The sequence below is a fragment of the Halosaccharopolyspora lacisalsi genome, from assembly GCF_014137975.1.
Classification (GTDB): Bacteria; Actinomycetota; Actinomycetes; order Mycobacteriales; family Pseudonocardiaceae; genus Halosaccharopolyspora; species Halosaccharopolyspora lacisalsi.
Genome location: NZ_JACGWZ010000004.1, coordinates 89,237 through 111,649, shown reverse-complemented (window position 1 = coordinate 111,649; position 22,413 = coordinate 89,237). Strand labels below are relative to the sequence as shown.

At 67.7% G+C, this 22,413-nt stretch carries 23 protein-coding genes; 11 read left to right on the top strand and 12 right to left on the bottom strand.

What is annotated here, in order from left to right; genetic code table 11:
• Positions 1-103: 103 nt before the first annotated feature.
• Positions 104-826 (top strand): transcriptional repressor LexA, encoded by a 723-nt coding sequence (gene lexA, locus FHX42_RS14635; RefSeq protein WP_182544952.1) that lies wholly within the window; start codon positions 104-106, stop codon positions 824-826.
• Positions 827-884: 58 nt separating this feature from the next.
• Here the strand turns inward: lexA and FHX42_RS14630 are convergent, their stop codons facing one another.
• From FHX42_RS14630 to miaA, 4 genes are all read right to left on the bottom strand, one after another.
• Positions 885-1,826 carry an NHL repeat-containing protein gene (locus tag FHX42_RS14630; RefSeq protein ID WP_235987360.1) on the bottom strand — a complete coding sequence of 314 codons (942 nt, stop codon included), beginning with the start codon at positions 1,824-1,826 and terminating at the stop codon, positions 885-887.
• Between the two features lie 110 nt (positions 1,827-1,936).
• Entirely contained in the window at positions 1,937-3,295 is a 1,359-nt protein-coding gene (gene hflX, locus FHX42_RS14625) for a GTPase HflX (protein ID WP_235987391.1), read from the bottom strand.
• 203 nt (positions 3,296-3,498) lie between these two features.
• On the bottom strand, positions 3,499-4,362 hold the full coding sequence (dapF, locus tag FHX42_RS14620; protein ID WP_182544949.1) for a diaminopimelate epimerase: 864 nt from the start codon (positions 4,360-4,362) through the stop codon (positions 3,499-3,501).
• A 10-nt stretch (positions 4,363-4,372) separates the two neighbouring features.
• Positions 4,373-5,275, bottom strand: coding sequence for a tRNA (adenosine(37)-N6)-dimethylallyltransferase MiaA (gene miaA / locus FHX42_RS14615; RefSeq protein ID WP_182544948.1), 903 nt, complete (start codon positions 5,273-5,275; stop codon positions 4,373-4,375).
• A 558-nt stretch (positions 5,276-5,833) separates the two neighbouring features.
• On the opposite strand from miaA, the gene FHX42_RS14610 reads away from it, so the two are divergent.
• Positions 5,834-7,156: a DUF349 domain-containing protein gene (locus FHX42_RS14610; RefSeq protein ID WP_182544947.1), complete on the top strand. Its 1,323-nt coding sequence runs from the start codon at positions 5,834-5,836 to the stop codon at positions 7,154-7,156.
• Between the two features lie 80 nt (positions 7,157-7,236).
• Here the strand turns inward: FHX42_RS14610 and FHX42_RS14605 are convergent, their stop codons facing one another.
• A complete protein-coding gene (locus FHX42_RS14605) occupies positions 7,237-7,752 on the bottom strand; it encodes an Rv2732c family membrane protein (protein ID WP_235987359.1) in 516 nt (171 codons plus the stop codon).
• The gene (miaB, locus tag FHX42_RS14600; RefSeq protein WP_182544946.1) at positions 7,749-9,221 is read right to left on the bottom strand and encodes a tRNA (N6-isopentenyl adenosine(37)-C2)-methylthiotransferase MiaB; all 1,473 of its coding nucleotides are present in this window, start codon (positions 9,219-9,221) and stop codon (positions 7,749-7,751) included. Before miaB ends, FHX42_RS14605 begins: the two co-directional genes overlap by 4 nt.
• Before the next feature lie 259 nt (positions 9,222-9,480).
• On the opposite strand from miaB, the gene FHX42_RS14595 reads away from it, so the two are divergent.
• The 4 genes from FHX42_RS14595 to FHX42_RS14580 are packed head-to-tail and all read left to right on the top strand — an operon-like array spanning position 9,481 to position 12,728.
• On the top strand, positions 9,481-10,209 hold the full coding sequence (locus FHX42_RS14595; RefSeq protein ID WP_182545289.1) for an amino acid ABC transporter ATP-binding protein: 729 nt from the start codon (positions 9,481-9,483) through the stop codon (positions 10,207-10,209).
• Between the two features lie 48 nt (positions 10,210-10,257).
• The gene (locus tag FHX42_RS14590; protein WP_182544945.1) at positions 10,258-11,160 is read left to right on the top strand and encodes a glutamate ABC transporter substrate-binding protein; all 903 of its coding nucleotides are present in this window, start codon (positions 10,258-10,260) and stop codon (positions 11,158-11,160) included.
• 57 nt (positions 11,161-11,217) lie between these two features.
• Entirely contained in the window at positions 11,218-11,868 is a 651-nt protein-coding gene (locus tag FHX42_RS14585) for an amino acid ABC transporter permease (protein WP_182544944.1), read from the top strand.
• A complete protein-coding gene (locus tag FHX42_RS14580; RefSeq protein WP_182544943.1) occupies positions 11,865-12,728 on the top strand; it encodes an amino acid ABC transporter permease in 864 nt (287 codons plus the stop codon). The genes FHX42_RS14585 and FHX42_RS14580 overlap by 4 nt, the downstream gene beginning before the upstream one ends.
• A gap of 6 nt (positions 12,729-12,734) precedes the next feature.
• On the opposite strand, the gene FHX42_RS14575 is transcribed toward FHX42_RS14580, so the two are convergent.
• Entirely contained in the window at positions 12,735-13,358 is a 624-nt protein-coding gene (locus tag FHX42_RS14575) for a transporter substrate-binding domain-containing protein (RefSeq protein WP_182544942.1), read from the bottom strand.
• Positions 13,359-13,548: 190 nt separating this feature from the next.
• Between FHX42_RS14575 and edd the strand changes: the two genes are divergently transcribed.
• Positions 13,549-15,405 (top strand): phosphogluconate dehydratase, encoded by a 1,857-nt coding sequence (gene edd / locus FHX42_RS14570; RefSeq protein ID WP_182544941.1) that lies wholly within the window; start codon positions 13,549-13,551, stop codon positions 15,403-15,405.
• Positions 15,406-15,431: 26 nt separating this feature from the next.
• A complete protein-coding gene (gene eda, locus FHX42_RS14565) occupies positions 15,432-16,055 on the top strand; it encodes a bifunctional 4-hydroxy-2-oxoglutarate aldolase/2-dehydro-3-deoxy-phosphogluconate aldolase (protein WP_182544940.1) in 624 nt (207 codons plus the stop codon).
• Between the two features lie 48 nt (positions 16,056-16,103).
• Here the strand turns inward: eda and FHX42_RS27100 are convergent, their stop codons facing one another.
• The 4 genes from FHX42_RS27100 to FHX42_RS14545 form a co-directional block, all read right to left on the bottom strand.
• Complete coding sequence (locus tag FHX42_RS27100) at positions 16,104-16,784, bottom strand: HAD family hydrolase (RefSeq protein WP_182544939.1); 681 nt, start codon at positions 16,782-16,784, stop codon at positions 16,104-16,106.
• 44 nt (positions 16,785-16,828) lie between these two features.
• On the bottom strand, positions 16,829-17,350 hold the full coding sequence (locus FHX42_RS14555; RefSeq protein WP_328796143.1) for a regulatory protein RecX: 522 nt from the start codon (positions 17,348-17,350) through the stop codon (positions 16,829-16,831).
• A 12-nt stretch (positions 17,351-17,362) separates the two neighbouring features.
• Entirely contained in the window at positions 17,363-18,427 is a 1,065-nt protein-coding gene (gene recA, locus FHX42_RS14550) for a recombinase RecA (RefSeq protein WP_182544938.1), read from the bottom strand.
• 291 nt (positions 18,428-18,718) lie between these two features.
• Positions 18,719-18,913: a DUF3046 domain-containing protein gene (locus tag FHX42_RS14545; RefSeq protein WP_182544937.1), complete on the bottom strand. Its 195-nt coding sequence runs from the start codon at positions 18,911-18,913 to the stop codon at positions 18,719-18,721.
• A 34-nt stretch (positions 18,914-18,947) separates the two neighbouring features.
• On the opposite strand from FHX42_RS14545, the gene FHX42_RS27095 reads away from it, so the two are divergent.
• The 3 genes from FHX42_RS27095 (at position 18,948) to FHX42_RS14535 (ending at position 20,661) form a co-directional block, all read left to right on the top strand.
• Entirely contained in the window at positions 18,948-19,076 is a 129-nt protein-coding gene (locus tag FHX42_RS27095; RefSeq protein ID WP_268898399.1) for a hypothetical protein, read from the top strand.
• A 56-nt stretch (positions 19,077-19,132) separates the two neighbouring features.
• On the top strand, positions 19,133-19,957 hold the full coding sequence (locus FHX42_RS14540; protein ID WP_182544936.1) for an MBL fold metallo-hydrolase: 825 nt from the start codon (positions 19,133-19,135) through the stop codon (positions 19,955-19,957).
• Between the two features lie 119 nt (positions 19,958-20,076).
• A complete protein-coding gene (locus FHX42_RS14535) occupies positions 20,077-20,661 on the top strand; it encodes a GNAT family N-acetyltransferase (RefSeq protein WP_407926244.1) in 585 nt (194 codons plus the stop codon).
• 10 nt (positions 20,662-20,671) lie between these two features.
• Here the strand turns inward: FHX42_RS14535 and FHX42_RS14530 are convergent, their stop codons facing one another.
• The gene (locus tag FHX42_RS14530; protein WP_182544935.1) at positions 20,672-22,354 is read right to left on the bottom strand and encodes a DUF885 domain-containing protein; all 1,683 of its coding nucleotides are present in this window, start codon (positions 22,352-22,354) and stop codon (positions 20,672-20,674) included.
• Between the last annotated feature and the right edge of the window lie 59 nt (positions 22,355-22,413).

The following is a 22,413-nucleotide window of genomic DNA, read 5'->3' as shown; positions in this document are numbered from 1 at the left end:
ACCGTAAATTCACTCGAACTGGTGTTTGATCTTCATCAGGGTGACCTCTACCGTGGAAACCGTGCACCGACGCCGGTGCGGTTCGCGTCAACGGGAGGCAGTGGTGACCAGTAATGCTACCGATTCGCTGGAGGACCGGGTGAGCGGTGCCGAGGACACACCGGCCGAGGTATCCGTCCTGCCCACTCAGCAGGGTTCCACCGAGGAACTCAGCGAACGCCAGCGCAAGGTTCTGGACGCGATCCGGGAATGGATGCGCGCCCACGGCTATCCGCCGAGTGTCCGCGAGATCGGTAATGCGGTCGGTCTGACCTCGACCTCCTCGGTCGCTTACCAACTCAGGGTGCTCGAGCGGAAGGGATACCTCAAGCGTGACGCGCACCGCCCCCGCACAGTGGGAGTGCTGGTCACGGACGGCAACAACGCGGATCCCGAAATCGCCGGGCAGGCGAATCCCGCCTATGTTCCGGTCGTGGGGCGGATCGCTGCGGGTGGGCCGATCCTCGCCGAGGAATCGATCGACGAAGTCTTTCCACTCCCCAAGGAGATCGTGGGTGAGGGGGCGCTATTCCTGCTTCAGGTCGTCGGTGATTCCATGGTCGATCTGGCCATCACCGACGGTGACTGGGTGGCGGTGCGCCAACAACCCGATGCCGACAACGGTGATGTCGTGGCAGCCATGATCGAGGGCGAGGCCACGGTCAAGACCTTCAAACGCACCGAGGACCACGTCTGGTTGGTGCCGCACAACAACGCCTACGAGCCGATTCTGGGGGACGAGGCGACCGTGCTGGGCAAGGTCGTGGCAGTACTGCGCCGCCTGTGACCCCACAGGCCTCACCAACTCGGTGAGACCAGCCTCCCGTGTTCCTCCACCGAATGCTTCATCGCTTCCGGCGCCGGAACACACCGGTGATCACGACGATGGCGGCAGCCAGCGCACCGGCGAAAAGCAGTGTTCTCCCGAACGAGGTTTCTCGCGATTCCCGTTGCCCCACAGCACCGGGTTCGCTGGGCTCACGGTCGCTGGAACCTCGGGGCGATGGCGGAGTGTGGGATCCGCCGAAGGAATTCGCCGCCGCGACGGCACCCGGCACGGCACGAATCGACTGCTGGTCTTCGGAAGCGGAGAGCAAGGTGCCGTCAGGACTCAGTGCGATCGCTTCCCCCTGCGGCTCGTTCGGCAGTGGAATCCGCAGCGGTTCCCGCTTCAGCGCGGCCAGGACGTCACCTGCCGGAACGGGGTACAAGTACGCGTCGGTGTAGGTGCGAACCGCGACCACCGTCTCGTCGGCGCTCATCGCCGCTCCCGTCACGGTGACCGAACCGAATCCGGACGGAAGTGGTCCACCGGAAGTATCGGTCGAACGCATTCGCAGCGAACCGACTTGTTCCAACGGTGCGGTCTGCCCCGACACCAGCTCGGCGGCCGGGCGGTAGATTCCAGCCGTCCCGAGCGGGTCCTTCGTGATGATGTACGGCACTCCGGTCGGCCCGAGCAGCAAGGCTTCCGCGTCATGCGGGCCGTCGGGATAGGTCAGCCGGTACAGCTCGGCCCCGGAGTCCGGCGTCATCCGGTGCAGGGCGACGGTTTTCCGGTGGAGGTCATTGTCCCCCGTGTCACCGAGCCAGACATCACCGTTGTCGGCCAGTGCCATGTCCTCGACGTCGTAGGGGTTGGTCCGCGCCGCGCGGAGCGCACGCACGGAACAGTCCCGCGGATCGAGTACGTGGACCCGCAGGGAACTACCCCCGTCCTCCACCACGTACCAGGAGTCGCCGTCGGCGGCCATTCCCGACAACTCGGGCGATACCCCCTCGCTCATGCGGCACCGCTCGGCCGGCGAGGGCAGGTTCGGGGCGGTTCCGGCAGTGGCTGCCGATGGCCACATCAGCAATGCCGTGGCGGTGAGAAGAGCTCCTCGAGGAACCCGGGTCACCCCACTCCCACGAACGGTTCGAGCGCGTGCGCCAGATCCACCCGCACCTTGGCCCGGACATGGGTGCCGTCGGCCGTGTACTCCTCGTCGACCAGCTCGCCCTCGGAGTGCACTCGTGAAACGAGTTCACCCCTGGTGTAGGGAACCAGAGCGTCGACGAACACGTCGGGACGCGGCAGCAGGTTCGCGATGGTCTCGCGAAGAGAGTCGATCCCCTCGCCGCCGTGCGCGGAGACGAAGACTGCGGACGGCATCAGCCTGCCGAGTTCGGCCCTACGGGTGGCGCTGACCGCGTCGGTCTTGTTCACCACCAGCAACTCCGGTGGCATCGGTTGCCCGTGCTCCTCGGCGATATCCCTGATGACATCGCGTACCGAGGACACTTGCTCGTGCGGTGTGGCGTCCGAACCGTCCACGATGTGTACCAGCAGGTCCGCGCCGGTGACTTCCTCGAGGGTGGAGCGGAAGGCCTCGACGAGCTGGTGCGGCAGGTGCCGGACGAAACCGACCGTGTCCACGAGGGTGTAGTTCCGACCGTCGGGTGTCGACGTGCGCCGCGTGGTGGGATCCAGTGTCGCGAACAAGGCGTCCTCGACGAGCGCTCCCGTATTGGTCATGGCGTTGAGCAGGCTGGACTTGCCCGCGTTGGTGTAACCGGCGATGGCCACGCTCGGGACGGCGTTGGCCACTCGCTGGGAGCGTTTGGTGTCGCGGATCGTGCGCATCCCCTCGAGCTCCTTGCGGAGCTTGGTGATTCGCTTGTGCACCCGTCGACGGTCGGTCTCCAGCTTCGTCTCGCCGGGACCGCGGTTACCGACGCCACCGGAACCGCCGCCGGACTGCCGCGACATCTTCGCACCCCAACCGCGCAGGCGGGGTAGGAAGTACTGCAGTTGCGCCAGCTCGACCTGGGCCTTGCCCTCCTTGGAACTCGCGTGCTGGGCGAAGATGTCGAGGATCAGCGCCGTACGGTCGACGACCTTGACCTGGATCTTCTCCTCGAGCTGGCGAAGCTGGCCGGGAGCGAGCTCACCGTCGCAGACCACGGAATCGGCACCGGTGGCCACCACGACGTCACGCAGTTCACGAACCTTGCCGGAACCGACGTAGGTGGCGGGATCCGGCCGGTCACGGCGCTGTACGAGGCCCTCGAGAACCTCCGAACCGGCGGTCTCGGCCAAGCGGCCCAGTTCGGCCAGCGAAGCCTCGGCCTGCTCCGAGTTGCCCTCGGTCCACACGCCGACGAGCACGACCCGCTCCAGTCGCAGTTGCCGGTTCTCGACCTCGGTGACGTCGGTGAGTTCGGTGGACAGCCCCGGCACACGGCGCAGGGACGCACGTTCGACCCGCTCCATCTCGCCCGTCGAGGGAGCTTGCGAGGGGACGGGGTCGACCTCGATGCCCTCAACGGGATCGGTGTCGATGGTGGAGAACTCGGATGTGGAGGACTGGGACGTGGAGAACTGGGACGTGGAGAACTGGGATGATGGTTTGTTCATATCACCACTTATTGTCCCACGCCGCACGCCCGGTTTCACTGATTTTTTCGCCTGGGCAATCAGGGCTGGTCGAGGCGCTGCCACCAGTCGGCATCGAGCCGCCCGTGGCCGACCAGCACCGCCGGACCGGTCAGCACGCTGGTCCGTGCCGTCACCTCGACCTCGACCGTGCCGCCGGGTACCTCGACGATCCTGCGCCCCGTGGGGTGACCGTCGGCGTGCAACGAAGCCACGGCCGCCGCGACGGTGCCGGTACCGCACGAGCGCGTCTCCCCCACGCCTCGTTCGTGCACACGCATGCGCACCCGGCCGGGACCGTCGTCCTGGACCAGTTCGATGTTGACGCCGTTGGTGAACAGCTCGGCGTCGTAGTGGGGAACCGCCGACAGGTCGACCCGCTCCAAGCCCTCCTGAACCACGCACGCCAGGTGCGGGTTGCCCACGTCGACGGCCAGTCCCTTCCGGGAGCTTCCGTCGACGGTGGCCGAGGACTCACCGTGCACGGTGGCCGGCCCCATGTCCACGCTCACCTGCCCGTCCGGGTGGGTGCTGACCGTGCGCAGGCCCGCCCGGGTACCGATCGGTAACTCCGGCTGCTCCGAGGACGTCTCGGCCAGGCCTGTACCCACGAGGTACCTGGCGAACACACGTACGCCGTTGCCGCACATCTCGGCGATCGAGCCGTCGGCGTTGCGGTAGTCCATGAACCACGTTCGCGCCGGTATCCCGGCAGGGGCGTCGTCGATGTCACCGGTACGCACCACGCGGAGCACCCCATCGGCACCCAGCCCCCGTCGCCGGTCACACAGGGCCCGGACACGGGCGGGAGTGAGATTCAGTTCCCCCGCGGGATCCGGCAGGATGAGAAAATCGTTCTCCGTCCCATTGCCCTTGGCGAACTCGGGACCTCGGTTCAACTGCACACGGGCCACTCTACGTTCTCGACAGGGCGAGAACGTCCTCCACCAGCCGCGTGTGACCGGCGTCGAACCAGTGGATCCGGCTGTCGCGGCGAAACCACGACCGCTGCCGCCGGACGAAGCGGCGCGTCAGCTTGGCGGTCAGCTCGGCGGCGATCGCCATGTCACCGTCCCCGTCGAGTTCGGCGAGCACTTGCTGGTAGCCGAGCGCACGCGAAGCCGTCCATCCCCGCCTGAGCCCGAACCGCTCCAGACTGCGGACCTCGTCGACCAAGCCCTCCTGGAACATCCTGGTCACCCGGGTGTTCACCCGTTCGTCGAGCTCTGCGACCGCGCGATCCAGGCCGACCAGCACCGCGCCGTAGCGAGCCGGTCCCGGGGTGGGCAGGTTCGCCGAGAACCTCCTGCCGGTGATCTCGATGACCTCCAGGGCGCGTACCACACGCCGCGTGTTGCTCGGCAGAATCTTCGCGGCCGCAGGGGGGTCCAGCTCGGCGAGTCGTTCGTGCAGGGCAGCGGCGCCACGCGTCTGGCACTCCTGCTCCCACCGGGCACGGACCTCGGGGTCGGTGCCGGGGAAGTTCAAGTCGTCCAGCACCGCCTGCACGTACAACCCCGAGCCGCCGACCAGCACCGGAGTCGCTCCGCGGCGCAGGACGTCCTCCACGACGGCACGTGCCTGACTCTGGTAGGCAGCCACGGAGGCCGTTTCCGTCACGTCCAGGACGTCCAGGAGATGATGCGGGACTCCGCGGCGTTCGGCCACGGGTATCTTGGCGGTCCCGACGTCCATCCCCCGGTACAACTGCATCGCGTCGGCGTTGACCACCTCACCGCCCAGCTCCAGGGCCAACCGCACCGCCAGTTCCGACTTTCCGGTGGCGGTCGGGCCGACGATGACGAGTGGGAAAGGCACGGTCACCGAGCTTAGACGTCGGTTCACGAGTTCACCGCGACGTGGTCCGGCGCGCACAGTAACGATCCTCTCCCGATACCACCCATTCGCGAGCGGAGTCAGTCAGACTGGACACAGCGCGCAAACAGGCGCCCCACGGTCGTCCGAGCGCGGAGCCGACCCCACGGTCGGGTCCGGGAGCGGCGGCGGTGGGTACGGCATCACGACGAGACGAGTGAGCACGCTCGTGCACGGTACGAGATCTCGGGCAGCGGTGAATCGAAACAGGAACCGAAGGGGATTGGCGCGGCACGCCTCTCGGCGATTGGCTGTCACCGCCGGGCGAGTGGTCGAACACAATGGCATCGAGCGGCGCACGAGCGGATCAGCCGGAACGGGACGGCGGAAACGCGGCGAACCCCTGACTCGGAGTACTGATCCACATGCCGAGCTGCTTGAATGCGCCCGACGGAGGTCGGAACCCGACGGATTCGGATCTCCACTTGCCGGACCCCGTCCGAACGGGGCGCCCGTGCGCGTCACGGGCATCAAAGCGGGCACGCGAGGAGGAAGCCGGCTATGAAGCACCAGGACACGACGCCGGAGATCGTCACGGCGGCGACCGAGGACCCGGCCACCGGCGGGACCGAACCCCACACGGCTCCCCCGGAAGTGTCGGCGGCATCCACCGCCCCGAGCCGGTGGGGGCGGATGGACTCGACGGGTGCGGTGTACGTGTACGGCACCGAGGGCGAACGCTACGTGGGTTCCTGGCAGGCTGGTGATGCCACCGAAGGCCTGGCCCACTTCGCGCGGAAGTTCGACGACCTGCGTATCGAGGTCGAGTTGCTCGAGACGCGGCTGGCCACGCACTCCAGCGAACCGAAGCAGACGCTGACCAGTGCCAAGCACCTCCGCGACGGCATCCCCGATGCCGCCGTCGTCGGGGACCTGGCCGCACTGATCGCGCGAGTCGAGCACCTCGTCGGACGGGCCGAGCAAGCCGTCGAAGACGCCAAGGCCGAACGCGAGCGGGCCAGGTCCAACGCCGTGGCTCGCAAGCAGGAGCTGGTCGAGGAGGCCGAGCAGATCGGCGCCGAAGCCACTCAGTGGAAGACGGCCGGAGACCGGCTCAAGGCGATCCTCGACGAGTGGAAGACGGTGCGCGGTGTCGATCGCAAGACCGACGAGCAGCTGTGGCGCCGCTTCTCCAAGGCCCGCGACACCTTCAACCGCCGACGCGGTTCCCACTTCGCGGAGCTGGACCGTCAGCGCGGGGTCGCCAAGAACCGCAAGCAGGAGCTGGTCGACGAGGCCGAGTCCCTGACCGAATCGACGGACTGGGGCACCACCGCGGCCCGGTACAAGCAACTCATGGCCGATTGGAAGGCCGCCGGGCGAGCTCCCAAGGACAGTGACGAAGCGCTGTGGCAGCGTTTCCGGGCTGCTCAGGACACGTTTTTCGCACGCAGGTCGGAAGCGCTCTCCGAGCGTGACGCCGAATTCGCCGAGAACGCCCGGCTCAAGGAGGAGCTACTCGCCGAAGCCGAGCGGATCGACCCGTCGACGGACGTGAAGGCCGCGCAGGATCAGCTGCACCGGATTCAGCAACGCTGGGACGAGATCGGCAAGGTCCCCCGCGAGCGGATGCGTGAGCTGGAGGGCAGGCTGCGCTCGGCTGCCGACCGGGTGCGTTCGGCGGCCGACACGCAGTGGCGCCGTACCGACCCCGAGGCGCAAGCCCGGGTCGACCAGTTCCGCGAGCGTGTGGAGCAGTTCGAGGAGCAGGCCGCGCGGGCCCGATCGACCGGGGACGAGCGCCGCGCCGAAAAGGCCGAGCAACAGGCCGAGCAGTGGCGCGAGTGGCTCACGGCCGCCTCGAACGCACTGGCCGATCGCTGAAACCGCGTCCGGTGGGGTCTCGTTCCGGAGTGGTCACGACCCCACCGGACGCGGCGCCGCGACCACCGTCCCGGACAACGTCAGGAGCGGGAGAAAGCGATCGGCAGCCACTGGCTGGCGAGGACGACCATGCTGATCACCGCGAGGACGAGTCCGATGGACGGCCCCGCCTGCGGGACCGTCTGACGCGCCCAGATCGCGACGAGTCCCTCGACCGAGACCAGCGAGCAGGTCATGGCGGCCACCCAGGAGACCGTCCAGATCCGGGTGGTCAGGGCGAGCGCGCTGACCAGGACGCCCGCTATGCTCGAGTTGAGCGAGAACAGCCACGGCAGCAGGTCCACCTGCAGCGCCGGGTCGCTGCGGCCGAGCAGCACCTCCCACCCGGAGGCACTGCCGATCCACGGCAGCAGCGAACTCAGGATGAGCACCAGCATCACCGCGACGATCACCAGCGCACGCGATCCCGGGTCGATTTTGCGGGAGATGTCGCGTTCGGCCCTGGACAGCTGCGTCCGGAACCTCTTGTCCTCGGCTTGGGTCACTTCCCGCTCCCCGTTCAGGCCCTCGACTCCTTCGGCCTCACGACCGCTCAACACGCACACCCCTGTTCGGTCGTGGTTTCGGTAGCCGGCTCACCGAAGGACGGCAGCCCCAGGCTGACACCGGAGGTCTTGGGGCGCTGGCCGACCTCCCAGCGGTCCCCGGCCACCGTGCGCCGGTGCGAGCGGAGCCCGTCATCGGCGATCAGGTAGTGCGGGGCCGCTCGCGTCACGACCGTGTGGACGACATCGCCGGGCCTGATCTCGTCCACGTCGTCGCCCGGGGCGAAGTGCACCAGCCGCCCGTCCCGAGCTCGACCGGACAACCGCCGCGTCTCGGTGTTCTTGCGTCCCTCGCCCTCGGCGACCAGCAGCTCCACCTCACTTCCGACGAGTTCGGTGTTGAGCTCCCAGGATATCTCGTTCTGCAGTTCGACCAGGCGCTCGTAGCGCTGCTGCACGACCTCCTTCGGTAGCTGCCCCTCCATCTCGGCGGCGGGAGTACCGGCACGCTTGGAGTACTGGAAGGTGAACGCGTTGGAGAAGCGCGACTCGCGCACCACGTCGAGAGTGTCCTCGAAGTCCTGCTCGGTCTCGCCGGGAAAGCCCACGATGATGTCGGTGGTGATGGCGGCGTCCGGCATGGCCCGACGCACCTTGCGCACGATGTCGAGGTACCGCTCGGAGCGGTAGGAGCGCCGCATGGACTTCAGGACGCTGTCGGAACCCGACTGCAGCGGCATGTGCAGCTGGTGACACACGTTCGGGGTCTCGGCCATCGCCTCGATCACGTCGTCGGTGAAGTCCCGCGGATGCGGAGAGGTGAAGCGAACCCGCTCCAAGCCCTCGATCTCCCCGCAGGCGCGCAGCAGTTTGCCGAAAGCGTAGCGGTCCCCGAACTCCACGCCGTAGGCGTTGACGTTCTGCCCCAGCAGGGTGACCTCGCTGACTCCCTCGGAGACCAGCGCCCGCACCTCGGCGAGGACGTCACCGGGTCGCCGGTCCTTCTCCTTGCCCCGCAGCGACGGGACGATGCAGAACGTGCAGGTGTTGTTGCACCCGACCGAGACCGACACCCATCCCGAATAGGCCGACTCGCGGCGCGCGGGCAGCGTGGAGGGGAACACGTCGAGGGATTCGAGGATCTCCACCTCGGCTTCCTCGTTGTGCCGCGCCCGTTCCAGCAGGGTCGGCAGCGAGCCGATGTTGTGGGTACCGAAGACCACGTCCACCCACGGAGCGCGCCGGACGATCTCACCACGGTCCTTTTGCGCCAGGCAGCCTCCCACGGCGATCTGCATCCCCGGGTTCTCCTGCTTGGCCGGTCGCAGGTGCCCGAGATTGCCGTAGAGCCGGTTGTCCGCGTTCTCCCGCACCGCGCACGTGTTGAACACGACCACGTCCGGGTCGGTGTCACCGGTCGCACGCACGTAACCGGCGTCCTCCAGCAACCCGGACAGCCGCTCGGAATCATGCACGTTCATCTGGCAGCCGTACGTGCGTACTTGAAAACTCCGAGTCACAACCAACCCTCTTTCGCCTCTCGGCTCCGCGACTCCCCCGCCAGGATAGAACCGCCGCTGACGAGCGCGGACAGTGGCTTGACGGAGCGCGGACGGAACGTGTTCCCCCAGAAAGCACCGCGAGCGTCTCGTAACCGATTTGCAATCCGGAGTAACAGGATTTTTCTGGACTCACGCCCGCCGACGGCTTAGATTCCCGCCATCGCCATCACCGCCACGGTCGGGAGAACGAATGACCGAAGCTTCCACGGAGGCACCGATGATCCGGGCGTCCGCGGTCGACAAGCACTTCGGCTCGCTGCACGTCCTCAAGGACATCACCCTGGACGTGCCCCGCGGTCAGGTCGTGGTGGTACTGGGACCTTCCGGTTCCGGTAAGTCCACGCTGTGCCGGGTGGTCAACCGACTGGAACCCGTCGATTCCGGAGACATCGCGATCGACGGCGTCCCGCTGCCGGCCGAGGGGCGGGAGCTGGCCGAACTGCGCGCCGACGTGGGCATGGTCTTCCAGCAGTTCAACCTGTTCGCCCACAAGACCATCGTCGACAACGTCGTGCTCGGTCCCGTCAAGGTGCGCAGGATCGACAAGGAGACCGCCAGGCAGGACGCGATGCGGCTGCTGGAGCGAGTCGGCATCGCGGACCAGGCCGGCAAGTATCCCGCTCAGCTCTCCGGTGGTCAGCAGCAACGGGCGGCCATCGCCCGAGCGCTGGCCATGCGCCCGAAGGTGATGTTGTTCGACGAACCGACCTCGGCACTGGATCCCGAGATGATCAACGAGGTTCTCGACGTCATGGCCGACCTCGCCGCGGAGGGCATGACGATGCTGGTGATCAGCCACGAGATGGGGTTCGCGCGCCGGGCCGCTCATCGCGTGCTGTTCATGGACGACGGCGAGATCGCCGAGGACTCCACCCCGGAGGACTTCTTCCGAGCTCCCAGGAGCGAACGTGCGACGGACTTCCTGAGCAAGATCCTGACCCACTGATGTCGACGCCGCGGCGAAACGCAGCGGCCGGAAAAAGAGGTGGACGACATGCGCGTCAGCAGCAGACGGGCCGCAGCCGTCATGACGGCGTCCTTGGCGCTGGTCCTTACCGCGTGCGGTGGTGGCTCGACGAACCAGCTCGACCAGGGCACGACCTTCGAGGCGCCGGTGGCCGAGAACGTCTCGTTCGAGCCGGGAACCACCATGGCCCGGTTGAGCGAGGCGGACACGATCACGGTCGGCACCAAGTTCGACCAGCCGCTGTTCGGGCAGAAAACCATCGAGGGCGAGATGCGCGGTTTCGACGTGGAAATCGCCAAGATCATCGCGGGCAAGCTCGGGATCGAGCCCGGCAAGATCAAGTGGGAGGAGACCCCCAGCCACACCCGCGAGGAGGTCATCGAGCAGGGCAAGGTCGACATGGTGGTGGCGACCTACACGATCAACGACACCCGCGCCCAGCGAGTCACCTTCGCCGGACCGTACTACCAGGCGGGCCAGGACCTGATGGTGAAATCGGGCAACACCGAGATCACCGGCCCGGAATCGCTGCGCGCCAGCAAGGCCAAGGTCTGCTCGGTACACGGGTCGACCCCCTCCGAGGAGATCAAGAAGTACGTCGAACCGTCCCAGCTCGTTCTGTTCAACGTCTACTCGAAGTGCGCCGACGCCCTGCGCACCGGGCAGGTACAAGCAGTGACCACGGACAACGTCATCCTTCTCGGCCTCGTCAACGAGAGCAACGGCAAGTTCAAGATCGTCGACAAGCCCTTCACCGAGGAGCCCTACGGTGTCGGGATCAAGAAGGGCGACGTCGCCTTCTGCCGGTTCATCAACGAAAGCCTCGAGAAAGCGGCACGCAACGGCACCTACGAGAAGGCGTGGGAAGCCACGGCGGGCAAGGCCTCGGAGAGGACCCCCGAACTGCCCGAGCCCAACACCTGCAGCTGACCACGTTCCCTTCGGGGGCATCGCCGCGGGTGATGCCCCCGCGAGCCGGAGTGAACCGTGCACGTCATCCTCGCCAATCTCCCGCTGTATCTGACCGGGATGGCCACGACCCTGGAGATCTGTCTCTACGCGGGAGCGCTGTCCCTGCTCATCGGTACGATCCTGGCAGGATTCAGGGTATCGCCACTTCCTCCCCTGCGAGGGGTCGGAACATCGTGGGTGACCGTGTTCCGAAACTGCCCGCTCACCGTCGTGCTGTTTTTCATGGCCTTCGGATTCCCCGAGCTCGGTATCAACTTCCCGTACTTCTGGTTCGGCACGGTCGGCCTGGCGCTGTACACGTCGGCGTTCGTGTGCGAGGCGATCCGCAGCGGTATCAACTCGGTACCTCCCGGCCAGGCCGAAGCAGCGCGATCCATCGGGCTCGGCTTCGGTCAGTCCCTGACCTCGGTGGTCCTACCTCAGGCGGTACGCACCGTCGTGCCTCCGCTGGGCAGCGTCATCATCGCCATGATCAAGAACTCGGCGATCGTCGGCGCCTTCGGTGTCGGAGGAGACCTCTACGCAGCCGGGATCACGCTGACTTCGGCACGAGGTGAGGCCGCACTGCCCGTGCTCACCGGGGTCGTCATCGGCTACCTGCTGATCACCGTCCCCGCCGGATTGCTACTCGGAACTCTCGAGCGAAAGGTGGCGGTCCTACGATGACGAACTCGGTCCTCTACGAAACCCCCGGTCCGCGCGCCAAGCGCCGTGCCTTCTACGCCAGCTTCGGTGTCGGTGCGGCACTGCTCGCCGCAGCCGCCTGGGCACTGATCCAGCTCGGCCGACGAGGACAGCTCACCGCCGAGAAGTGGGGACCGCTCATCGACCCCACCAACGCGACCTTCGCGACGTTGTGGAACTTCCTCGGACAGGGCTTGCTCAGGACGCTCCAGGTGGCCGCGCTGGCCATGGCTCTCTCCCTGGTCATCGGGACCGCGCTGGCGCTGACCAGGATCACCAGCGCCGCCTGGTACCGCTGGGCGGTCGTCGGTGTGGTCGAGCTGCTGCGCGGCATCCCGGTGGTGATCGCGATCTTCTTCGCCGCCCGGGTGCTCCCCGAACTGGGAATCGACCTGCCGACGGCCTGGTACCTGGTGATCGGTCTGACCGCGTACAACTCGGTGATCATCGCCGAGATCCTCCGGGCGGGCATCCTCTCGCTTCCCCGAGGTCAGAGCGAAGCAGCCTACGCGATTGGCATGCGACGCCGACAAGTGCTGTTCAGCGTGTTGCTTCCGCAGGCTTTCCGCTCAATGCTGCCGGCACTGATCAGCCAACTCGTCGTGGTTCTCAAGGACACCTCGCTCGGATTCGTCATCGGTTACCAGGAGTTCGTCCGCCAGGGGCAAATATCCATCCAGGAATTAAATAACCCGATCCAGGCCTACTTCGTCATCGCAGTGGTCTTCATCGTCGTCAACTACGCGCTGAGCCGGGTGGCCGTGTTCACCGAACACCGACTCAGCAGGCGCAGCGCCGCGGGGGCAACAACCCTGGCTCAGCGGGAACCGGTCGGCAAGTGACTCACTTCAGCGGAGCTCGGGCGGACGGGCCCGGATTCCGGAAGCGGCGAGCGTGGAATCGCGGGCGCGCTGCCAGCTTCCGTCGTCCACAGCGGTACGCAGTATGTCGCGCAGCTTCCCGCGTAGCCGCTCATCACCGGAGGTAACGCCGAGGTGGAGCTTGTTCTCCTCCCCCGGCGGGCCGGTGACCACGTACGGCCCGACCCGGGCCACCCCGCTCGTTCCGGCGTCGACACCGCCGAACTGGATGTCCACGCTGCCGCCGCGAATCGCGTTCGCCCGAAGCGTGGGAGGCAGCCGCCGGAACGTGACCTGAGTCCGCGGATTCAGCCCCAGTTCGGCGGCGACGATGCGCGCCATCTCCACGTCGAACCCGACGTAGCGCCCCTGCTCCCGGCGCGCGAACTTCGGAGCGTCCGAACGCACGCCGACCAGCAGCTTGCCGCGCTCACGGATCTCGGAGATCGCCGGCGACTCCTTCAGCTCCACCGGATCCGGCGGCGGCAGCGCCCGCGTACTACCGGGGGTGGGTTCGGGAGCGGCGGAACGTTCCGGAGCGGAAGCTCCCGGAGCCCCGCATCCCGACACCAGCACACCGATCGACAGCACCGCAAGCAACCCACTCCGCATGGATCCCATGCTGGCGATCTCCGACGCCGATGTCACCCACCGAGTCCGAGATCGGGGATCTCTCCGGACAGCACGGCATCTGGATCGGTTTTGTCTCCCGTGGTTCGCACGTTAGTGTGAACGGCGTCATGGTTGCCGGAGGCGCCAGCGTCGTCGCCCCTCACCTTCACAATTCCTCAGGAGGCGATGAATGACGTCCGCGAGCATCCACCCCGTTGTCCAACAGGTCACCGACCGCATCGTCGCTCGCAGCGCACCCACCCGCAAGGCCTACCTGGAGCGCATTCAGCAGGCCAAGACCGACGGGCCCGCCCGTGCGGACATGGGGTGCGGCAACCTGGCCCACGGCTTCGCCGCCAGCGACGGCCCAGACAAGCAGGCCCTGCGCGGACTGGTCAGACCCGGAGTCGCCATCGTCTCCGCCTACAACGACATGCTCTCCGCGCACAAGCCCTACGCCGAGTTCCCGGACTGGATCAGGGACGCGGCGCGCGAAGCAGGCGGAGTCGCTCAGTTCGCCGGTGGCGTGCCCGCCATGTGCGACGGCATCACCCAGGGCCGCACCGGGATGGAGCTGTCCCTGTTCTCCCGCGAGGTCATCGCGATGGCCACCGGCGTGGCGCTCTCGCACGAGATGTTCGACGGCGCCCTGCTGTTGGGCATCTGCGACAAGATCGTGCCCGGACTGCTCATCGGCGGACTCAGCTTCGGGCACCTGCCCACCCTGCTCGTTCCCGCCGGGCCGATGACCTCGGGGCTGCCCAACAGCGAGAAGAGCCGCATCCGCCAGCTGTTCGCCGAGGGCAAGGCCACCCGCGACGACCTGCTGGAGGCCGAGTCCGCCTCCTACCACTCGCCGGGCACCTGCACCTTCTACGGCACCGCCAACTCCAACCAGCTCGTCGTCGAGACGATGGGGCTGCACCTGCCCGGAGCCAGCTTCGTCCACCCGGGAACCCCGCTGCGCAAGGCGCTGACCGAGGAGGCGGCTCGCCGCGCCGTCCGAGCCGGACGCGAGGAGGACACCCCGGGCATCGGCGAGATCGTGGACGAGCGGTCCCTGGTCAACGGCATCGTCTCGTTGCTGGCCACCGGTGGTTCCACCAACCACACCATGCACCTGATCGCGGTGGCCGCAGCCGCCGGGATCGAGCTGACCTGGGACGACTTCTCCGAGCTCTCGGCCGTCGTACCGCTGCTGGCCAGCGTCTACCCCAACGGCTCCGCCGACATCAACCACTTCACCGCGGCGGGCGGCGTCCAGACGCTCGTCGGCGAGCTCCTCGACGCGGGCATGCTGCACCCCGACGTCCGCACCGTCGCCGGTGACGGCCTCGACCGGTACCGGCAACAGCCCTTCCTCGAGGACGGCGAGCTGGTCTGGCGCGACGGCCCCCGTCACAGCCTGGACAACGACGTCCTGCGCGGCGTCGACGACCCCTTCTCCCCCGAAGGGGGGCTGCGGGTCCTGGAGGGGAACCTGGGGCGCTCGGTCATCAAGGTCTCGGCCGTACGAGCCGAGTACCACTCGGTCACCGCACCGGCACGTGTCTTCGACGACCAGCAGCAGTTCAAAACCGCCTTCCAGGCCGGCGAACTGGACCACGACGTGGTCGTGGTGGTCCGCAACCAGGGACCGAAGGCCAACGGAATGCCCGAGCTGCACGGCCTGAGCCCCGGGCTCGGCGTCCTCATGGACCGCGGACACCAGGTCGCCCTGGTCACCGACGGACGCATGTCGGGAGCCTCCGGCAAGACTCCCGCGGCGATCCAGGTCTCACCGGAGGCCGCCTCGGGCGGCCCCCTGTCCAAGCTGCGCGACGGTGACGTGGTCCGGGTCGACGCCGAGCACGGCACCCTCGAAGCCCTCGTCCCCGCCGACGAAATGGCCGGCAGGCAGCCGGCCGAGGCCGACCCCTCCGGACAGTTCGGCACCGGCCGCGAGCTGTTCGCCGCGTTCCGCCGCGCCGTGGGATCGGCGGAGGGGGGCGCGAGCGTTTTCAACCCCCTCGACCAGCAGCCCGCGACCAACGACGTACCGGCCTGAACAGCGACGAAGGAATGAACACCACCATGAACACCGCCTCCGACGTACTCGACCTCGGCCCGGTAGTGCCCGTCGTGGTACTCGAAGACGCCGAACACGCCGTCCCCACGGCGCAGGCTCTCCTGCGCGGGGGCATCAGCACCATCGAAGTAACACTGCGCACCCCGGCGGCGCTGTCGGCCATCGAACGCATCGCCGCCGAGGTACCCGAGGTCGTCGTCGGGGCCGGAACCATCACCGAACGGGGACAAGCTCAGCGGGCCGCCAAGGCCGGCGCACGGTACCTGGTCACCCCCGGATTCACGGAAACACTGCTCGACGAGGTCGACGACACCGGACTGCCCAGCCTCCCCGGTGTCAGCACCGTGTCCGAGGCGCTGCGCCTTGCCGAGCGCGGTGCGCGGGCGTTGAAGTTCTTCCCCGCCGAACCCAGCGGCGGAGTGCCCGCGTTGAAGGCCTTCGCCGGTCCCCTGCCGGAGCTGAGGTTCTGCCCGACCGGCGGGATCACACCGGACAACGCCTCCTCGTACCTCGCGCTGCCCAACGTGGGTTGCGTCGGGGGTTCATGGCTGTGCCCACGTGACCTGCTCGCCGCGGGCGAATGGGAACAGGTCGAGACGATGGCCCGTCAGGCCGCCCAACTCGGCTGACGCCCAGCGCGCGGGTGGCCCCGTTAAACCGGGGCCACCCGCGCCGCTTCAGGCCGCGATACCGGCCTCGAGGCTCTCCAGGGCCTCGACGACCGAGTCGAACACCGGAAAACCCGTGGCTTCCAGCGCCTGCCTGCTCATCACCCCGGTGGTCAGCAGAGCGCATCCGCTCCCCGCCTGCTCGGCCGCACGAGCGTCGTCGACCACGTCACCGATGAGCACGATCTCGGCCGGGTCGAGTTCCAGAGCCCGCACGTGCTCACGCAGGTGCGCGGCCTTCGGACCGCCGCCGATGTCGTCACGCAGCCCGTCGACGCGCGTGAACAGCGAGTCCAGCCCGAAATCGGTGACCAGCGGCACCAGCTCGTCGTGGAACCACATCGACAGCAAGGACTGCGAACCGCCCCGCTTGCTCCACTCCCACAACGACTCGGGAACTCCCGCCGCGAGACCGCAGGTGTGCAGCAGTTTCCGGTAAGCTTCGTGGTAGAGCACGTCGATGCGCGCCCAGTCCCGCTCGCTCAACGTCCGTTGCAGCACGAGTTCGTAGGTGCGTAACAGCGGACGCCCGAACACCGAGCGCCAGCGGTCGAGGTCGACGTGTTCACTACCGAATGCCGTGCAGACGGTGTTCACCGCCGATACCACGGCGTGGCTGTCGTCGAGGAGAGTGCCGTTCCAGTCCCATACGATGTGTCGTGCATCCCGCACGCTGGTCGAAGCAGTCACGAACCGACCCTACGGGCCCGTGCCGGCAGCGCCCAAGCGAAAACTCACCAATCCGCCTCTTCGGGCAACTGACCGTCCGAACCGGACGCATCCAGCTCCTCGCGCACCACCCGAAAAGCCATCCCCTCGGAATAACCCTTACGCGCCAGCATCGCCACGAGGCGCCGCGTCCGGGTCGTCGAGTCCACGGTGGTCATTCCGCGCAGCTTGCGCCGCACCAGCTCACGCGCCCGCTCCGCCTCGTCCTCGGAGGCCACTTGGGCCAGAGCCGCGGAGGCCGCCTCCTCGTCGACTCCCTTGTTACGAAGCTCGGCCGCCAACGCCTTACGCCCCAATCCCTGGTACTCGTGTCGCTGGCGGACCCAACTGTCGGCGAAGGCGGCATCATCGACCAGTCCGGCGTCGACGAACTTGCCGACGACCGCCTCCGCGACTTCCTCCTCGACGCCCTTGCGCGACAAGCTCCCCATCAGCTCCGCCCGGCTGCGCGCCCGCACGGTGAGCAGCCGATAGACCGCGTCCCGCGCGAACTGCTCGGGATCCTCCGGCCTGTCCTCCGAAACCACGGCGATCCCGCCCTAGAAATCGACCGGAGCCTGTTCACCGGCCTGGCTCTCCTGGCCCTGGCCGTCCTCGGCCGCCTTCGTCGCGCCGATGCCGAGCTTCTCCTTGATCCGCTTCTCGATCTCGTTGGCGACGTCGGGGTTGTCCCGCAGGAACTTGCGGGCGTTCTCCTTGCCCTGCCCGAGCTGGTCGCCCTCGTAGGTGTACCAGGCACCCGACTTGCGGATGAAGCCGTGCTCGACGCCCATGTCGATCAGCGAGCCCTCGCGGCTGATGCCCTGGCCGTAGATGATGTCGAACTCGGCCTGCTTGAACGGCGGGCTGACCTTGTTCTTGACCACCTTCACCCTGGTCCGGTTGCCCACGGCGTCGGAACCGTCCTTCAGCGTCTCGATGCGCCGCACGTCCAGCCGCACCGACGAGTAGAACTTCAGCGCCTTCCCGCCCGTGGTCGTCTCAGGACTTCCGAACATGACGCCGACTTTTTCGCGGAGCTGGTTGATGAAGATGGCGGTGGTCTGCGAGCTGTAGAGCGCCGAGGTGAGCTTGCGCAGCGCCTGACTCATCAGGCGGGCCTGCAGACCCACGTGACTGTCGCCCATCTCGCCCTCGATCTCGGCGCGCGGTACCAGCGCGGCGACCGAGTCGATGGCGATGACGTCCAGGGCACCGGAGCGGATGAGCATGTCCGCGATCTCCAGCGCCTGCTCGCCGGTGTCGGGCTGGGAGACCAGCAGCGCGTCGGTGTCCACGCCGATTGCCTTCGCGTACTCCGGGTCCAACGCGTGTTCGGCGTCGATGAAGGCCGCCGTACCACCCTCCTGCTGCGCACCGGCCACGGCATGCAGGGCCACGGAGGTCTTGCCGCTGCTTTCCGGTCCGTAGATCTCCACGACCCGGCCGCGCGGCAGGCCACCGACGCCGAGGGCGATGTCGAGGGCGATGGACCCGGTGGGGATGGCCGCCACCGGCGGGCGCGAGTCCTCGCCGAGCCGCATCACCGAGCCCTTGCCGAACTGCTTGTCGATCTGGGCGAGGGCCAGCTCCAGAGCCTTGCCCTTGTCGGGTGTCGCTGCCATCTTCGGGTCCACCTTGATCGAGTCGAACGTCGTCGTGTTGGTACCGACGCTACGGGCTGGGACCGACAATCCACCGACGACCTCGCGAGTCTGTGGATAAACCGTCCACGTGTGGATCCATCGTAACCGAACGGGTGTTCGATCCACAGGCGGCACGCCGCGACACAGCCGATTGGCGAGCTTACTGAGTGCGATCGAAAGCGGCAAAACGAGTCCCCTCCGCGAACCGGTACACGTCCCCTCCGGTTCGGAGGACGCGAAAACGCCGGGCGGGCCGGTCCGAACTCGGGGTCAGCGCCGCTCGGCGGGCACCTCGAAGGCATCGCACAGCACGCGCCACACCTGTTTGGGCTCCCACCCGGCTTCCAGGGCCTGGTTGGGAGTGCGCTCGCCGAGGGAGGACAAGACGAGATCCTGGACGAGGGTGTCGGCCCGAATCCGCCCGAACTCCTCGACCATTCGGCTACGGAAGACAGTGTGACGCATCGTCTCCAGCGTACGGGGCCGTTACCCTGGAAGGATGTACGTGCTGGCGCAAGGTGGCCCCCTGGGCCTGTCCTCGGTGTGGGGACAGCTGATCATCGTCGTCTGGCTGGTCGTGGTGATCCTGCTGGCCGTGCGGTGGTTCTGGAACCAGCGCAATCGCTGACCCGCGCGTTTTCGCGACATACGCTCGTCGCCACGCACCCCGTGAAGGAGACGACGATGCCGGTCTGGATCTGTGCCACCTGCGGCAACCACTACCCGGAAACCGGGAAACCACCGGACAACTGCGTGATCTGCGCGGACGAACGCCAGTGGATACCGCCCACGGGACAACGCTGGACGACGTCGGAGGAACTCGCCTCGAACGGATACCGAAGCGACGTCCGCGAGGTGGAGCCGGGGCTGCTCGGCATCGGCGTGGAGCCGTCCCTCGGCATCGGTCAGCGCGGGTTGCTCGTGCGCACCTCCGGGGGCAACCTGCTGTGGGATCCACCGGGCTTCCTCGACGAGCAGGCCCTTCGAGCCGTCGAGGAGGCGGGCGGGTTGCACGCGGTCAGCTCGAGCCACCCCCACATGTACGGCGCGATCATCGAGTGGAGCAGGGCCTTCGACGCGGAGATCCTGCTCGCCGAGGCCGATCTCGGCTGGCTCACCCGTCCGGAGGCCGACGTCCGGTCCTGGTCCGGAGCCCTCGACGTCCTCCCCGGGGCCACCCTGGTCCAGTGCGGGGGGCACTTCCCCGGTAGCGCCGTCCTGCACTGGGCCGGCGGCGCCGCGGGGGCCGGGGCCCTGCTCAGCGGCGACACCGTCCACGTCACTCCCGGCGAGGACCGGGTCACCTTCGCGTGGAGCGCTCCGAACCGGTTGCCGATGCCCGAACGAGCCGTTCGTCGCATCGTCGAGGCGATGCGTCCGTACTCGTACGATCGCATCTACACCGGCTGGTGGTCACCGACGCTGCACCGGAACGCTCAGCGTGTGGTCGACGACTCCGCCGAGCGCTACGTCCAGTTCCTTCGCGGAGAGGCGCCGAGCGTGATTTGAGCGGTTCGCCCGGACCGTCGAACACGGGTTCGCGCGACAGCGTCGGCGAACGGGACCGTGGCGCACACCGCGCCCGCCCGGAAGGAACGGGAGCCACGGCAACCGTTTAGTGTTCGACTGTGACCGCCACCTCTTCCTCCCAGTGCGACCGTGACCGAGTGGTGGAGCTTTCCGCCGAGCAGCTCCGGGCACGGCTCACCGAAGCCGTGCAGGTGTACATCGCCGCGATGGGTTACCCACCCGGGACCGCGCAACAACGAGCGCCCATGTGGTCGGCGCACATGCTGCGTCCCGGCTGGCGTTGCATCGGGGCGTTCAACTCCCGGGACGAACTCACCGCCATTGGTTACGGCTATCTCGGCGGCCCCGGACAGTGGTGGCACGAGCAAGTTCGTCGGGGGATGCTCGCGAGGTTCTCCCCCGACCACGTCGCCGCGTGGACGAACGACTACTTCGAGCTGACCGAGCTCCACGTGCGGCCGGACTGCCAGGGCGGTGGCTTGGGAGAGGCCGTGCTGCGCAGACTGCTGCGGGGAGCGCCGGGACAGGCCGTGCTGCTGTCGACCCCGGAAGGGCCGACGCGGGCGTGGAAGCTGTACCGCCGGCTCGGGTTCGACGACCTGCTGCGGGACTACCGGTTCACCGGGGATCCACGTCCCTTCGCCGTGCTCGGGCGCCGGCTTCCGCTGGAGCCCGAGCACTGAGAAGTCCGGCTCACAGGCGGGCGAGCTGCTCGCGCAACGTGTCCAGCCCCATGGGTCCCATGTTCAACGCGCTGCGATGGAACTCCTTGAGGTCGAACGCCGCACCGTGGCGTTGCCGGGCCTCGTCGCGAGCGGTTCGCCACAACCGCTCGCCCAACTTGTACGAGGGTGCCTGGCCCGGCCAACCGAGGTAGCGGTCGATCTCGTCGCGAACGTGGGCGGTGTCGGTGATGGTGCGGGTGAGCATGAACTCCAGACCCAGCTCCGGTGTCCACTTCCTGCCCTCGTAGAAGCCCGTTCCCTTCGGGATCTCCAGCTCCAGGTGCATACCGATGTCGACCACCACGCGCGCGGCGCGAAAGAGCTGCTCGTTGAGCATGCCGAGCAGGTTGCCGTCGTCGGAGAGGTATCCCAGTTCGCGCATCAGTCGTTCCGCGTACAGCGCCCATCCCTCACCGTGCCCGGACACGAAGCAGGCCAGCCGCTGGAACTTGTTCAGCCGATGGGACCGGTGTACCGCCGTGGCCACCTGGAGGTGATGGCCGGGGACTCCCTCGTGGTAGACCGTCGAAACCTCCCGCCAGGTCGGGAACTCCTCCTTGTCGGCGGGGACCGACCACCACATCCGACCGGGGCGCGAGAACTCGTCGGTCGGAGGGGTGTAGTAGGCACCGACACCGCCTCCCGGAGGGGCGATGCGGCACTCCAGGTTCATCAGTTCGTCCGGGATGTCGAAGTGTCCGCCACGCAGATCGTTCAACGCCTCGTCCGAGAGTCGCTGCATCCATCCGACGAAAGCGTCCTGCCCGTGTACGCGGTAGCGGGGGTCGGCATCCAGCGCGGCGGCGGCTTCGGCCAACGTCGCCCCGCGCTTGACCCTGTCGGCCACCTGCTTCATCTCCGCCTCGATGGCGGTGAACTCGTGCCAGCCCCACTCGTAGGCCTCGTGCAGGTCCAGCTCGGCACCGGTGAAAAAGCGCGACCACAGCCGGTACCGCTGTTCACCGACCGCGTCGGTGACGGGCGCCTTCGGCAGTAGTTCGGTGCGCAGGAAGTGCGCCAGGTCCGCGTAGGCCTCGGCGGCGACATCGGCGGCGCTGTCCAGTTCCGAGCGCAGCGTCTCCTCGACCCCGGGGGCACGAGCCACCATGGTGGCGAAGAACGACCGCCCGTCGCGCCTGCCCGCCCACGTATCGCACTGTTCGGCGACCTGCTTGATCTGCCGTGCCGCCGCGACCCGCCCCTCGGAGGCCGCCTGGGACAGCCCCGCACGCAGCCTGCGCATCGCCAGCGGCATCGCCGCCAGTCGCTTGGCGACGGTGTGCCACTGCTCGGGCGTTTCGGTGGGCATCAGGTCGAACACCTGACGCAGCTCCTGAACGGGGCTGGCGATCACGTTGAGCGCGGACATGTCCTCACCGGCCTCGTGCAGTTCCACGTCGAGGCCGACCCGTTCGAGGAACACCGCCCTGGCGACGCGTTCCGACTCGTCGGTGGGCTCCGTCGCGCTCATCTCGGTCAGCGCCCGACGCGCCAGCTCACCACGAGCCCGGTGCCCCTCCGGCGAGTAATCGGTCAGTTCCTCGTCCCCACCGGAGATGCCGAGGTGGGTCCCGCTGATCGGATCGAGCTCGGCCAACCGCTCGACGAAGCGATCACTGATCTGGTGCACACCTTGCTGGTCGGATGGCATGGCGGCACGCTACCGCGTCGCTTCGGCGCCGTTCGATCGGATATAACCGCAAGAGTTTC